The 13890-nt window shown below is 66.1% G+C and carries 13 protein-coding genes and 1 other annotated feature; of the genes, 5 read left to right on the forward strand and 8 right to left on the reverse strand.

Going from position 1 to position 13890, the window contains the following annotated elements:
* Positions 1–4 precede the first annotated feature (4 nt).
* Positions 5–2878 (forward strand): conjugal transfer protein TraG N-terminal domain-containing protein, encoded by a 2874-nt coding sequence (locus tag KZ820_RS18500; RefSeq protein WP_219750324.1) that lies wholly within the window; start codon positions 5–7, stop codon positions 2876–2878.
* A 2-nt stretch (positions 2879–2880) separates the two neighbouring features.
* On the opposite strand, the gene KZ820_RS18505 is transcribed toward KZ820_RS18500, so the two are convergent.
* Complete coding sequence (locus tag KZ820_RS18505) at positions 2881–3087, reverse strand: hypothetical protein (RefSeq protein ID WP_219750325.1); 207 nt, start codon at positions 3085–3087, stop codon at positions 2881–2883.
* 40 nt (positions 3088–3127) lie between these two features.
* Here KZ820_RS18505 and KZ820_RS18510 point away from each other — a divergent pair, with 40 nt between their 5' ends.
* The gene (locus KZ820_RS18510) at positions 3128–3442 is read left to right on the forward strand and encodes a hypothetical protein (RefSeq protein WP_219750326.1); all 315 of its coding nucleotides are present in this window, start codon (positions 3128–3130) and stop codon (positions 3440–3442) included.
* Between the two features lie 68 nt (positions 3443–3510).
* On the opposite strand, the gene KZ820_RS18515 is transcribed toward KZ820_RS18510, so the two are convergent.
* On the reverse strand, positions 3511–3744 hold the full coding sequence (locus KZ820_RS18515) for a hypothetical protein (protein ID WP_219750327.1): 234 nt from the start codon (positions 3742–3744) through the stop codon (positions 3511–3513).
* 232 nt (positions 3745–3976) lie between these two features.
* Between KZ820_RS18515 and KZ820_RS18520 the strand changes: the two genes are divergently transcribed.
* Positions 3977–5205 (forward strand): IS3 family transposase gene (locus tag KZ820_RS18520; protein WP_219750328.1). Its coding sequence is split into 2 segments (ribosomal slippage): positions 3977–4265 and positions 4265–5205, totalling 1230 coding nucleotides; the frame shifts between segments, so codons are not numbered across the junction.
* Positions 4258–4374: a sequence feature (AL1L pseudoknot), on the forward strand. Its footprint overlaps the gene before it by 117 nt.
* Here KZ820_RS18520 and KZ820_RS18525 read toward each other — a convergent pair.
* Positions 5169–6113, reverse strand: coding sequence for an ATP-dependent DNA ligase (locus tag KZ820_RS18525; protein WP_219750329.1), 945 nt, complete (start codon positions 6111–6113; stop codon positions 5169–5171). The genes KZ820_RS18520 and KZ820_RS18525 overlap by 37 nt on opposite strands.
* A gap of 310 nt (positions 6114–6423) precedes the next feature.
* On the reverse strand, positions 6424–6606 hold the full coding sequence (locus KZ820_RS18530; RefSeq protein WP_219750330.1) for a hypothetical protein: 183 nt from the start codon (positions 6604–6606) through the stop codon (positions 6424–6426).
* Between the two features lie 154 nt (positions 6607–6760).
* Here KZ820_RS18530 and KZ820_RS18535 point away from each other — a divergent pair, with 154 nt between their 5' ends.
* Positions 6761–6961 (forward strand): DUF3606 domain-containing protein, encoded by a 201-nt coding sequence (locus KZ820_RS18535; protein WP_219750331.1) that lies wholly within the window; start codon positions 6761–6763, stop codon positions 6959–6961.
* Positions 6962–6965: 4 nt separating this feature from the next.
* Positions 6966–7985, forward strand: coding sequence for an SDR family oxidoreductase (locus KZ820_RS18540; protein WP_219750332.1), 1020 nt, complete (start codon positions 6966–6968; stop codon positions 7983–7985).
* 165 nt (positions 7986–8150) lie between these two features.
* On the opposite strand, the gene KZ820_RS18545 is transcribed toward KZ820_RS18540, so the two are convergent.
* From KZ820_RS18545 to KZ820_RS18560, 4 genes are all read right to left on the reverse strand, one after another.
* Positions 8151–8342: a hypothetical protein gene (locus KZ820_RS18545; RefSeq protein WP_219750333.1), complete on the reverse strand. Its 192-nt coding sequence runs from the start codon at positions 8340–8342 to the stop codon at positions 8151–8153.
* A 323-nt stretch (positions 8343–8665) separates the two neighbouring features.
* Complete coding sequence (locus tag KZ820_RS18550) at positions 8666–8953, reverse strand: hypothetical protein (protein WP_219750334.1); 288 nt, start codon at positions 8951–8953, stop codon at positions 8666–8668.
* 3 nt (positions 8954–8956) lie between these two features.
* The gene (locus tag KZ820_RS18555) at positions 8957–12220 is read right to left on the reverse strand and encodes an error-prone DNA polymerase (RefSeq protein ID WP_219750335.1); all 3264 of its coding nucleotides are present in this window, start codon (positions 12218–12220) and stop codon (positions 8957–8959) included.
* Positions 12217–13815 carry a Y-family DNA polymerase gene (locus tag KZ820_RS18560; RefSeq protein WP_258048331.1) on the reverse strand — a complete coding sequence of 533 codons (1599 nt, stop codon included), beginning with the start codon at positions 13813–13815 and terminating at the stop codon, positions 12217–12219. Before KZ820_RS18560 ends, KZ820_RS18555 begins: the two co-directional genes overlap by 4 nt.
* Positions 13816–13890: the final 75 nt, after the last annotated feature.

The following is a 13890-nucleotide window of genomic DNA, read 5'->3' on the forward strand; positions in this document are numbered from 1 at the left end:
AGCGATGGTCGAGGTCTTCACGATTGGTGGCGGCGAATACATCGTCAACACGTTCAACGCGGTTGCCGCGTGGACAGGCGGAGGCGGCTACCGCGCGCTCCTGCGCGTGGTGATGATCCTCGGCCTGATCTACACGCTCCTGTCCGTCGCGTTCACGATGAACTTTCGCGTCTGGATGAACTGGTTCCTCGGCTCGACGCTGATCTATTCCTGCCTGATGGTGCCGACCGTCAGTGTGAAGGTCACCGACCGGATCAACCCGTCGCTTGCGCCCGCGACGATCGCCAACGTTCCTCTCGGGCTCGGCGTGATGGCGAGCTTCACCAGCCAGGTCGGCGACTGGCTGACGCGGACGGCCGAGACCGTCTTCACGATGCCGAGCCAGCTCAACTACTCGACCAACGGCATGGTCTACGGCGCACGCCTGTTCGACGCGACGCGCAATTTCGAGATCCGCGACGCCGAGTTTGCCACCAACCTCTCTGCTCACTTTAAGAACTGCGTCTTTGGCGACATCATGCTCGGGCAGAAGTCGATGACCGACCTCGCCAACGCCAAGGATCTCTGGAACGCGATGGGGCCGGGTTCGGTCGCGCGATCGCAGCCGTGGACCAGCCGCGCCGGCGTTGCGGTCACGACCGACATCATCACCTGCAACAACGCCTATAACCTGCTGTCTGAGCAGTGGACGCCGATGATCGCAGCGCACACTCCGCTCTGGTCGAAGCAGGCCTACCCGAAGCTGTCGACGGCCGTCGCCTCGGCCAAGCTCCGCGAGGACGTGCCCATCGTCAATCAGGCCTTCACCGCAGCCAGCCCTAACTTCGAAGCGGTGATGCGCCAGAACACGGCGATCAACGCCTTCATGCAGGCGCGTGACGGTATGGCGGGCGGCCCGGGTGCAGCATCGATCGACACCTTCGCCACCACGCATGCGGACATCCAGGCGCGCAACACGTACAACTCGATTGCGCAGCAGGCGATGAGCTGGGTGCCGATCCTCAACATCGTGCTGACCGTGGTGTTTTACGCCATGTTCCCGGTCATCTTCCCGCTGTTCCTGATGCCTCAGACCGGCGTCGGCGCGCTCAAAGGCTACCTGACCGGCTTCTTCTATCTCGCGTCCTGGGGACCGCTCTACGTCATCCTCCACATGATCTGCATGACCCGGGCGACGATCGCGGCGAAGGGCGTGGCTGAGGGCGGCATGTCGCTCGGGACCTATGCCGGGATCGGAGCCGTCAACGCCGAGACGGCGACGATCGCGGGCTTCATGCTGATGAGCGTACCGTTCCTCGCTGCGGGTCTCGCCAAGGGGGCAATGAGCATCTCGGGTCAGGCGACCTCGATCCTCAGCCCGGCGCAGAACGCCGCGGAAGCTGCTGCAGCCGAGCAGACGACCGGCAACTACTCGTACGGGAACACGAGCTTCGCTAACTCGACCTCGAACATGCGCCAGAGCAGCCAATGGTCTGACGCGCCGACGTTCTCGTCTGGATCATTCGGCTCGACCTATAGGTTCGATAACGGCGCCACGGCGAGCAGCTACGGCAATGGCTTTGCGGTCACCGACACGACCGGTGCGATGTCGCGGCTCTCGGTCACGCCGACCCTTTCGACTGGGTATGTCTCAGAGATGCGGCAGGCCGCGAGCATGCTGGAGCGCGAGGCTCGGAGCGAAGAGGCTGCAGCTGCCCGGATCCTCAGCACCACTCATACCGACCGGAGCGCGCAAGGTACGTCGATTGACGTCACGAAAGCCACCGAGAACGGATCGGGTATCCAGACGAATATCGGCAACGATCGCTTCGTCCGGAACGGTGGCTCGACCTTTGATACCTTGGAGAACCGTGGCTCGGTCAACAACTCCGCACGTGTCACGAACACCAACGGCCGCGGAGCTGAGGTCATCGATTCAGTTTCGGGTGGTCTTAGCGTCGGGCTTGGCGGCGGTGGGGCACCACGGTCGGGCAAACCTAACCCGGCAGATGCCGTTGGCCCGAACGGACCACAGCTTCCGCCCACGCCGGAGAAACCCACTCTCGGACAAAGGCTCACCGGTGCGCTGCCGCAAATCAAGGGAAGTAAGACCTGGACCGGGCAGCAGACTGACTCACTTCGTCGAAACCAAGACCAGACTCGTTCCGTCGAGGACGGTTCGTCGATTGGCGATGGCGCTCGCAATGAACAGTCTTATGGCGAGGCCCTAAACCAAAGCACCGGTAATTATACCAGATCTGGCACTTCCGTTCGTGCTGCGACTTCACAAACGTCGAGCGTTAGCACTGAGGACGCACGCTCGCTGGCGTATTCACATGAATTGCGCGCCCGTCAGCTCCACGAAAAAGCGCAGCAGCTATCGAATGATGCAAGCTATGCAGAGACGCACGGCATGCAGATGAGCGAGAACATGAGCCAAGAGTTGGCCCAGTGGTACGCGAAGGAACAAGCCGCAAAGCCTGCGTTGAATGCTCCTGGGCTTCACGAGACGGCGGTTAGCGATCAACAGCGGATCACTCGCGATCAGATGGTTTCCCGGTTCCTCGAGCATAAACGGCAGGACATCTACAACGGCGTGGCTCCTCGCTTGCACGAGCCGGACCTGGTCGACGTTCCGAAGGTCCCCGTCTCCAGCGCTGCTGACGTTGAGGCCCACTACCATCCGACCGGCCTCCGCAAAGTCCCAACCGTCGGTGGTCCTGGTGACGGGTCGGCCACCGTTGCCCAGATCGATACCCAAACGGCTGCGATCAAGGCAGATCAGGATGCCAAGCGGGTAATCCGAGCAGGCGCCGTTGAGGCTGGCTCGGCTGTAAGGGGTGAGGTCGATGAAGCCATGCGCAAGGGCTTCTTCACCGACCCGGAGCAGAGAAGGTGACCCTAGAGGAAATAAGCGCAGTAGATGAGGCCACCTGCAAGAAGGCCGTATGCGAGGAGATACCCGATGGTGCCTCCTTGCGTCCAGCGGCCGCTCGCGTCGGACAATGGCTGCAAGGTCGGCGCGTCGTCGGCGTCATCAACCACCACGAGCGGGCCACCCGGCCTGTCCCGCGTCGCGTTGTATAGCGACAGATCAAATTCTGGCATGACGCTACCTCCGCGTGTAGGTTCGCATTGGAGCGAGGCAATGGCAAGCATTTCTGCGCACCGCACCGATAACCACGAGCCGCTCGATCTACCCAGCAACCTGCTGTTTGGGTTCTCGTGGATGCTGGTGATGGCAGTCGGGTTAATGCCTATTGCTGAGGCCTGCTTGCATCGGGTTCCCTCAGTCACAGTCCCTGCGACCGCGGCATTTTTTATCGCCGTCGGAAGCGGCATTCTGCTGCGACGTCGCTATTCGTGGGTAGGAGTCGTTCTCCATATCTACGGTCAAATTGCAATCTGGTTATCTTTATTCGTGATGTCGCTCGCCGGGATTCTTGCCTCGCTAGGATCCTAATAAGACGTCTCGGCTAATGGGCTTAGCAGGCGGGGATCCTTTCTGGCTTCGCGCAACGTGGGGCAAACTCAAAACACGGCAGCATCCGCTACGAATGTTCGCGCCACGAGCTCAGCCACCTGTTCCTCGGTGACGCCTGAGAGGCCCTCGAGTGTGCCAATCACCTCGACTTTAAGAAGGTTGTCGACCTCTTCACGCAAAGCGTCGGAGCTGTCACCGCGAGCGGCCCGGATCAGCTCGAGCATGACGTCGAGCGGGATCGTGATCGAGGTGCTCTCAAGCAAGGTCGGCAGGTCGGTCAAAGCGGTCTCCTTTGCGGCCTCAACGCGGCAGACCTGCCTTTCGGCGCACTCCGCACAGCTCCGTCACATCGACCAGCGAAGCATGACGTACCTTGTCGCTGCCCTTCAGGTGCCGGACCCGGACACGCATCTGCGGCTCGATCCAACGTGCTTTCTTCGATCTCGGCATCCCGGCAAGCTGAACCGCCCCGGGTTTGTCGGAGGCTCCAACTCCTGAGAAGGTGGAGCCTGTATGAGCAAGACGACGAACAAGTTTGCGCCTGAGGTCCGCGAGCGAGCGGTACGGATGGTGCTGGATCACGAGCGCGATCACCCATCGCGATGGGCAGCGGTAGTTTCCATTGCCGAGAAAATCGGCTGCGTTCCGCAGACGCTGCATGAGTGGGTAAAGAAGGCGGAGGTGAACAGCGGCAAGCGCGCTGGCGTTCCGACCGAGGTCGCTGACAAGATGAAGGCGCTGGAACGCGAAGTCCGCGAGCTGCGACAGGCCAACGAGATCCTGCGCAAGGCATCCGCATATTTTGCCCAGGCGGAGCTCGACCGCCCGTTCCGGCGATGATCGCCTTCATCGACGATCACCGTAAAGCCTATGGGGTCGAGCCGATCTGCCGCGTCTTGCCGATCGCCCCATCGACGTATTTCGAGCGTGTCGCGCAGCGGCAGGATCCAATGCGCCTGTCGGCGCGGGCGCGGCGGGATCAGGTTCTCAAGCCCGAGGTGGCTCGCGTGTTCGCCGAGAACTTCGCGGTCTACGGCGTCCGCAAGGTCTGGCGGCAAATGATGCGCGAGGGCTTCCCGGTCGCCCGCTGCACCATCGAGCGACTGATGCGCGATATGGGTCTACAGGGCGTGATCCGGGGCAAGCCGGTTCGCACGACGATGAGCGACAAGGCAGCGCCTTGCCCGCTGGATCATGTCAACCGAAGTTTTTACGCGCCAGCGCCGAACATGCTGTGGGTGTCGGATTTCACCTACGTCGCAACCTGGGCGGGCTTCGTCTACGTCGCCTTCGTCATAGACACCTACGCCAGGCGGATCGTGGGGTGGCGGGCGAGCAGAACGGCGCATGCCAGCTTCGTCCTCGATGCCCTGGAGCAGGCTCTCCATGATCGCCGGCCGGCCCATCGGGGCGGTCTCATCCATCACAGCGACCGGGGGTCGCAATACGTGTCCATCAAGTACACCGAGCGCCTCGCCGAAGCCGGGATCGAGCCATCGGTTGGCAGCGTCGGCGACAGCTACGACAACGCTTTGGCCGAGACGATCAATGGCCTCTACAAGGCCGAGGTGATTCACAGGCGTGGGCCGTGGCGCAGCTTCGAAGCCGTCGAATACGCCACGCTCGAATGGGTCGACTGGTTCAACCATCGCCGGCTGCTGGCGCCCATCGGCAACATCCCGCCTGCCGAAGCCGAAGAGCAATATTATGCTGCCGCGGACAACATCGATATGGCGGCATAACTCACAACCCAGCGCCTCCGGCAAACCCGGGGCGGTTCAAGCGGCCTATCTCGCCTCAGCTGCTCTGTCGCAGCGTAGAAGACCTCCCGGATCGGGGCTGCGAGCGTCACCGCGGCTCCGCCGGCGTATTCGAGCCCGCTGTCGGTCTCGCGAGCCAGGAGCGCGGACACCGGCTCGCCAGGTGTCACTTCCGTCCCTACGACCAGGAATTCCTCCTCGGTCCATGCCTTGATCTTGAGCCAGCTTTTGGTCCGTCCGCTCTGATAGCGGCTGCCGCGCTTTTTCGACACGATCCCTTCCAGCCCCATCCGATCGACGGCTGCGAAGAAGTCAGGGCCGCCCCCACGGACCTCCGCGCTGTAGTGGATCGGATTGCCCGGATCGAAGGCGCCGACGATCTCCTCGAGGCGCTCGCGACGCTGCTCCAGCCGGAGTGATCGGAGGTTCGTCCCGTCGGCATGGAGGCAATCGAAGGCCATGAAGACCAGACGCTCCGGGTTGCGGCCGATCGCCAAGCGGAGTGAGTTGAAGTCGCTCCGCCCGGCATCGTCTTGCACGATCATCTCGCCGTCGATGATCGCGCGCGAGCAGTGGAGCCGGCGAGCCGCCTCGATTACCGGCCGATACTGCGCAGTCCAATCATGACCGTTTCTCGTGAACGCGCGCACGCCCGTCGCGTCGATCACAAGCTGTGTCCGGTAGCCATCGTACTTGATCTCGTGGCTCCACCCATCTCCGTCGGGAGCGACGTCGACCAACGTCGGGAGCATGGGCTCGACAAACGCCAGCGGCGGAGCTGTGGCAGTTGGTGGCAGGGGCTCATGCCCGGGCTCGTCATGGTGTAGGACGTCGCCGAGCCTGCGGCAGTCCACGTCCTGGCCGCACTCCGGACAGGTGATGAAGTGCATCGCGTCGACCGGAAGATCCGGCGCCGTGACGGGACAGGCGTTCAGCGCCTCCCGCGTCGAGGATCGAGCTCGCTTCACCGGGATGAATCGCCCGCGGCGCGGACTCGTTCCTTGAGCTGTCTCAGGTGGCTCAGGCGGCGTGTAAGGTGTTGTTTTTTCTCGCCCCACGGGAACGGGGCGGCGCGGGCGAGGTTCAGAGGGTGACCGTAGCCGACCCCATTAGCCGCGGTCCGATTGGCGCCTCGCTGCTCTTCCCCCCCCCCCCCCCCCAGATCGGCGGGGCGCCACTCACCCCGCTGTCTCGAGAACCTTACTCCGCGAGCGCAGCCTTTTGCGCGCGGGAGCGCAGGAAGGCTTCGCCGCGCTCCGCCATGCGGTCCCACGTCGCGGCCGATTGCAGGTGACGCTCCTGAACGCGCGCCAGATCAGTGGCGGCAGCCGCGCGCCGCTCGACCTCGGCGCGTTGCCGGCAGAACTTCGGATCTTCGTTCATGATCGTTCCTCCCGCGTCACAAACGCGAGCGTGCTATCTTGGATGCGACGGCAATCTCGTTTCGTCGCAGGAGGTTAGCCAGCTGGCGCGCCCGAGCCGACTGAACCCGACCAATCCTTTGATCGTTACGGGCACCAACGATCAGGAGTGTAGCATGGCTGACGATAAGACGAACCGCGGTGAGCAGGATCGTGCCCGGGTTTCCGGCAGCGAGCCGTATGAGGTTGAGTATTTCGCGTCCAAACATGGGCTGAGCCAGCAGCAGGCGCGTGAGCTGATCGCCTCGGTCGGGAACGATCGTGCCAAGCTCGACGCTGCTGCAGAGGGCATCAAAGGCGAGCGTGGGCAGGGCTGACGCAATGGCCGTGAGCCTCAAGCCGATCGCCGGCCAGATCATCGTCATCACCGGCGCGAGTAGCGGCAATGGGCTCGCAACCGCGCGGGAGGCGGTTCGCCGCGGCGCTGCGGTCGTTATTGCCGCCCGCAATGCGGAGGCGCTGGAGCGCGTTGCGGCCGACCTGAGGACCGCTGGAGGTCGGGTGGCTGTCGTCGCCGGCGACGTGGCCAACGAGGCCGATGTCGAGCGCATCGCGGACACCGCGATCGAGACCTTCGGCGGGTTCGACAGCTGGGTGAACAACGCAGCGGCCGCGACCTACGGCACCGTGGAGCAGGTGCCGATCGCCGACCACCGCAGGGCGTTCGACGTGAACTACTTCGGCACCCTGCAGGGCAGTCTCGTCGCCGCGCGTCATCTACGCACCCGGGGAGGCGGCGCGATCATCAACGTTGGCTCCATCCTCGGCGATCGGGCCATCATCCAGCAGGGCCCCTACTCTGCGACCAAGCATGCCGTTCAGGCGCTGACCGATGCGCTTCGAATGGAGCTGGAGCGTGACCGCGCCGGCATCTCCGTTACTCTCATCAAGCCCGGCGCGATCGACACGCCTTACCCCGAGCACGCGCGTAACTTCATGGACAAGGCACCGCGGCTGCCCCCGCCGCTCTACGATCCGTCGCTGGTCGCCGACGCCATCCTGTTCGCCTGCGCCAATCAGCGCCGCGAGCTGTATGTCGGAGGTGGTGGCGTCCTCTCCTCACTAGTGGGTCAGATCGCGCCGCGCCTGACCGACCTCGCCATGGAAGTGATCGGCACTAGGATCCAGCAGAAGCCGAGCGACCCGGGTGACCCTGATCGCCGGGACAACCTCTACGAGGCACGGAGCGACGGCACGACGCATGGCTCGCAGAAGGTGCATGCAAGGTCGACCAGCCTCATACTGGAGGCGCAGAAGCTTCCTTGGGCCGCCGGTGGATTGGTCGCGCTTGGCGTCGGCGCGATCGTGGGGCTGAGCCGGGCGGCAACGCCGAAGCGCTGAGTTTGCGAGCCTCGCACCTGTAAGGAAGACCGATCAGTCCGGTTCATTCGTCCAATGCGCACAGCGGCGCGCCTGCTAGAGCGCGAGGGCGACCCGAAGGGCTTCATGAGGGGGCTCTTTCTGGGGGCGGCGCGAAGGCGCCGCCCCCTTTTTTGCAGCTGGAGCCTACGGCTTCTTCTCGGCGGCCAACTCTTCGAGCATCTGGACCAGGGCGCGCGCACCGGCGAGCGCCTCCTCGGCGCGTCCGTGGACCTCGTCCAAATCCTCCACGTCGTGGCTCTGACGCATCGCCACGAGCTTGGCATAAGCCTGATCGAGCGCCGCCTGGGTCTCCTCGATCTCCTTGAAGGCATCCATCGGCCCGTCTCCCACGTAACTTCAGCAAGCGGGATTTCGCCGCGTTTGCAACGGGATCATGCCGAACCGGAGGCATCTCCCATGCCGTTACCGTCGCAGCGCAGGTATTGCCGAAAGAGAGGCATGCCCGCGCCTACCACAGCCGCGGCAGCGTAGCCGGATCATCTTCGCAGCAATCTCCCCGTCGCCTTTGAAGCGCTCGAGGATCCGCTCGGCAGGGAAATTGATGGTGCGGCCACACGCGCAGACGATCCGCATGTCAGCGCGATCGGCTGCCCACTCGCCAAGGGTTCGGTAGGAGGTGTCGTTCGTCGGCCGGCTGCTCAAAGCGGCGAAACGTCCTCGTACCGCCCCGCTTTCCGCAGCTGACGCACGATCCCGTTGAAGGCCGCGGTAACGCCCTGGGCGCGGCCGATCTCGTTCGTCTGCGAGGCGGCGTCCCAGTAGAGCTCGAGCGGCCAGCGCTCGGGGCAGTGCGGCAGCAGGCAGCGCAGCGCCAGACGCACCTCGATCCCGTCGACCGTTGTCTCCGAGCATTTCGCCACGCCGGCGTGCAGGATGTGCACCGACAGCGCAATCACAACGCGCTGGTGCCGAGGCAGCGTCGCCACGGATCAGTGAAAGTCGTGCGACTTGAAGCGCACGACGTCCTCAGGATCCATGCCCTCGGCGTGGGGCGGCCAGTAGCAGTTGCGCGGCTCCGGGCTCCACTCCTTGTCACCGCGGTCGGGTGAGCCGGGGTGCTGGGCGGCGTCGCCGCGGCCGGTGCGATGCGGGAACGACATGTCGCCGACACGGTGAAGGAGGTCGCCATGGTCGACGATGCGGTCACAGATGACGTGGATCACCTCGCCTTCCTTCTGCACCCGCCCCTTCAGACCGACCATGGAGGCAGACATCACGGTGCGGCGCTGCGCCTCGAAGCGGTCGGGCCACAGGATGCCGTTGGCGATCCCGGTCTCGTCCTCGATCGTGATAAACAGCACACCCTTGGCGGAGCCGGGCTTCTGCCGAACGAGGATGATGCCGGCGACCTCGACGTGGCGGCCGTCGCGGACGCTGGCGAGATCCGCGCATCGGGTGACGCCGCGGCGCGTCAGCTCGTCGCGCACGAACGACAGCGGATGTGCGCGGAGCGACAGCTGCAGGTTGCGGTAATCCTCGATGACCTCTCGGCCGTCGGTGAGCGAGCGCAGCTGCACCTCGGGCTCGATCCCCTCCGCGCTCTGCGTCTCGGCTGCGCGATCGGCCGCGGCGAACAGCGGCAGCGGCGCCTCGCCGAGCCCCCTCACCTTCCATAGACCCTGCCGGCGATCGGCGCCGAAGCTGTGAAAGGCGTCGCCGTCCGCCAGCTTCTCAATCGCGGCACGCTGCGCACCGGAGCGGCGCCACACGTCTTCGACGCTATCGTACGCCGTAGTGCTGCGAGCGGAGACGATCTTGGCGCCGTCCGCGTTCGACAGCCCGCGGATTTGCCTGAGGCCGAGCCGCACGGCCAGGTAGCGGCCGTCCGTGCGCTCTAGCGTGCAGTCCCAGCGGCTCGCGTTGACGCAGGGCGGCCGCACCTCGACACCATGCTCGCGCGCATCGCGGACGATCTGCGCCGGCGCGTAGAAGCCCATCGGCTGCGCGTTCATCAGCGCCGCGCAGAACACATCCGGATGGTGATGTTTCATCCAGCTGCTCGCGTAGGAGATCTTAGCGAAGCTGGCGGCATGGCTCTCGGGAAAGCCGTAGGAGCCGAAGCCTTCGAGCTGGCGGAAGGTGCGCTCGGCGAACTCGCGCGGGTAGCCTCTCTCGACCATTCCCCCAATCAGCTTCTCGCTGAAGTGGCTGACCCCGCCGGTGAACTTGAAGGTGGCCATCGCGCGACGCAGCTGGTCCGCCTCGGCCGGAGTGAAGCCGGCGCCGACGATCGCTACCTTCATGGCCTGCTCCTGGAACAGCGGCACGCCGAGCGTCTTCTCGAGCACCGCACGCAGCTCGGGCCACGGGTACTCGGGCCGCTCGAGTCCCTCGCGCCGGCGCAGGTACGGGTGGACCATGTCGCCCTGGATCGGGCCCGGCCGCACGATCGCGACCTGGATGACGAGATCGTAGAAGCGCCGCGGCTTCATGCGCGGCAGCATGCTCATCTGAGCGCGGCTCTCGATCTGGAAGGTACCGAGCGTGTCAGCCTTCTGGATCATGGCGTAGACGTCGGGGTCATCGTCCTGCAGGTCCGCCAACCCGACGCGGATGCCCTTGTCCTGCTCGAGCAGGTTGAAGGCGCGGTTCATGCAGCCGAGCATGCCCAAGCCGAGGACGTCGACCTTCATGAACTTCAATGAATCGATGTCGTCCTTGTCCCACTCGATGATCTGCCGATCCTCCATCGCGGCAGGCTCGATGGGAACCAGGTCGTCAAGGCGGTCATGCGTCAGCACGAAGCCGCCGGGGTGCTGGGACATGTGGCGCGGCACGCCGATCAGCTTGCGCGCGAGGTCGAGCGTCAGCCGCAGCCGGCGATCGGCAATATCGAGGTTGAGCTCGTCGACCTGCTTCTCGCCGACCCCCTCGGCCGACCAGCCCCACACGAGGCCGGCGAGCGAGGAGGTCAGATCCTCCGGCAGACCGAGCGCTTTGCCGACGTCGCGCACGGCGCCGCGCGCGCGGTAGCGGGTCACGACCGCAGTCAGCGCGGCACGATCACGCCCGTAGGTCTCGTAGATCCACTGGATGATCTCCTCGCGGCGCTCATGCTCGAAGTCGACGTCGATATCAGGCGGCTCGCGGCGCTCGCCTGAGACGAAGCGCTCGAACAATAGCTCGTGCTTGATCGGGTCGATCGACGTCACGCCGAGCACGAAGCACACGCAGCTGTTCGCGGCCGAGCCGCGCCCCTGGCAGAGGATCCCACGCCGACGCGCCTCGCGCACGATCGCGTAGACGGTGAGGAAGTAGGGCGCGTAGCCAAGCTCACCGATCAGCCGCATCTCGTGCGCGATCTGCGTGGTGTAGGCCTCTGGCACGTTGCCGTCGAACATGCGCTCGACCGCCTCGGTCGCCAGCTTCTGCAAGGCCTCTTGGGCCGTCAGGCCCTCGATTAAGCGCTCGTGCGGGTACTGGTAGGCTAGCTCGCCCAGGTCGAAGGTGCAGAGCTTGGCGATGTCGACGCTGGCCTGCAGCGCATCGGGGTAGGCGCGGAAGCGGCGCACCATCTCGTCGGGCGATTTTAGCGCGCGGTCCGCATTCACCTCGCGGCGGTAGCCGAGCTCGTCGACGGTGCACTTCTCGCGCACCGCGGTCACCACGTCCTGCAGCAGCCGTGCCTCGGGTGCGTGGTAGAGCACGTCGCCGGTGACGACGGCGCGCACGCCGGCGCCGCCCGCCTGCCGTGCGAGCGCATCGATGCGGACCGCATCGCCGGGCCGGCGCCGCTGGTAGAGCGCCATGTAGCCACGGCGCCCGTAAACCGCCTTCAGCTCCTTCAGCGCCGCCAGGTTCTCCTCGTCCGCCTCATTCGGCAGCAGGATGGCGATGACGCCCTCGGACCATGGCTCGAGGTCGTGCCAGTGGAGCAGGCATGCGCCCTTCCCTGCACGCTTCTTGCCGACGGTAAGCAGCCGCGTGATCCGGGACCAGGCGGGCCGGTCGGTGGGATAGAGCAGCAGGCGACGGCCGCAGGACAGATCCACACGCGTGCCCGCGATCGAGCGAACGCCGGTGGTCTTCTGCGCCTCCCATGCGCGCACGACGCCTCCGACCGTGCCGATGTCGCTAACCCCGATTGCGGGGTAGCCGAGCAGCGCCGCGGCCGCGAACAGCTCCTCGGGCGACGACGCGCCACGCAGCAGCGAGAAGTGGGTGAGCACCTGCAGCTCGACATAGTGGGTCATCCGAAGACCCCGTGCATCCACCAGCTGAGGTCGCCGGTGTCGTCCTCAAAGCCGTCGCCGCGGCGGAACACCCAGTAGCGGCCGCCCGCCTCGTCCTCGACGCGGTAATAGTCGCGCACGGCCCACACTTCGGCTTCACGGCGCCACCACTCGCCGTGGACGCGCTCGGGCCCATCGCCGGCGACGATCTTGTAGGTCTTGCCGCGCCACTCGAAGCGCCGCGGCGGCTGGTCGGGCATCAGCGCCATGACGCGCGCGAGCGGCTCCGGCCGCGCGAAAAGCCGGATCGGCCGTGGCCACTTTGGCCAAGGCCCGGGCGTTTCGTTCGGGTCGGAGCGGGCGACGGCTCGCTCCGGCACATGGCTCTCGACCGGGGCCACGCGGAAGACGGCGCGTGGGCCGATCCTCCCGGCGATGACGTCTACTAGGCGGGCGGGGTCGCGCACCAGCGTCTCGCCGGCGAGCACCGCGCCCAGGTCGACCGCATCAAGCGGCTCGGTGTGCGGCGCCACGAGCCAGAACTGCTCGAGCCCCATGCCCGGATCGATCCGCTCGATCTTGAGCTTCAGCAGCCGCACCAGGTGCGGCACCTCGCGCGTCGGCCGGGACGTGCCGAGGGCGACCACCTGCTCGGTGCCGTCGACGCGCAGGCCGGTGAGCCGCAGCGCGCGCGCGCCGAGCCCGCGCTCCTGCAGCACGCCGGCGAGATCGCGCAGCAGGTCGCCCATAACCTGCTCGATCGCCTCGGCCGTGCCGATCGGCTCGAGCAACCGGCGCTCGACGAGCGGCACCTCGGCGTCCTCGCGTGGCGTGATCGGCTCCGCGACCGCGCCCAGCGCCTGGTCGAGCCGCGTGATCGCCGGCAGGCCAAGTCGGCGCGCGAGCGGCCCGCGCGCGACCGGCAGCAGATCCGCGACCGTCTCGAAGCCGAAGCGGCGCGCAGCGCTGAGCGCGTTGGGTGCCAGCCGCAGCGCCACGATCGGCAGCGGCGCAAGCGCGCTGGCCGTCGCGCCCGGCTCGGCGCGGATGAGGTCGCCGCGGCCGAAGCGCGCGAGCGCGTGCGCCGCGCCCGGCGTGTCCGCGACCGCTATCCGCGCGGTGAAGCCTGCCCGCCTGCAGAAGGCGAGCAGACGCCGGCAGAAGCGTTCCTCGCCGCCATGCAGATGCTCGCAGCCCGCGAGATCGATCCAGAGACCATCGGTTGGCGACACCGCGGCGATCGGCGACCAGCGGCGCACCGCCAAGAGCGCCAGGCGGTCGAGCAGTGCCGCATCGGCCTCCGGCTCGGCGGGGCGGAAATCGAGGTCGGACACGAGCGCGCGCGCGTGGGTGGCCGCCATGCCCGGATGCACGCCCAGAGCGCGCGCTCCGTCACAGGCGGCGACCACCTCCTCGCGTCGGCCGACCTTGTCGATTAGCGCCAGCGGCGCGTGCTCGAGCGGCTTGGCGGCGGGCACGCTGATGCGCGGCGCCGGCGTCGCCGCCTTGTAGGGGTGACTGGCTGCTTCCGAGCGCCGGCCGAGCTCGCGCATAGGTGGCTGCGCGTGGGTCGGCAGTGCGGCGATCTGCGCCTCGACGACGCCGCGCGACGGCATGCCTTGTCGCGCCCACCGCGCACCTGGTCGCCATCCTCCGCCCCGCGGCACCGAACAGGCGCCGGGGTCGTCGTC

It is taken from the genome of Sphingomonas citri (genome assembly GCF_019429485.1).
Taxonomy (GTDB): Bacteria; Pseudomonadota; Alphaproteobacteria; order Sphingomonadales; family Sphingomonadaceae; genus Sphingomonas; species Sphingomonas citri.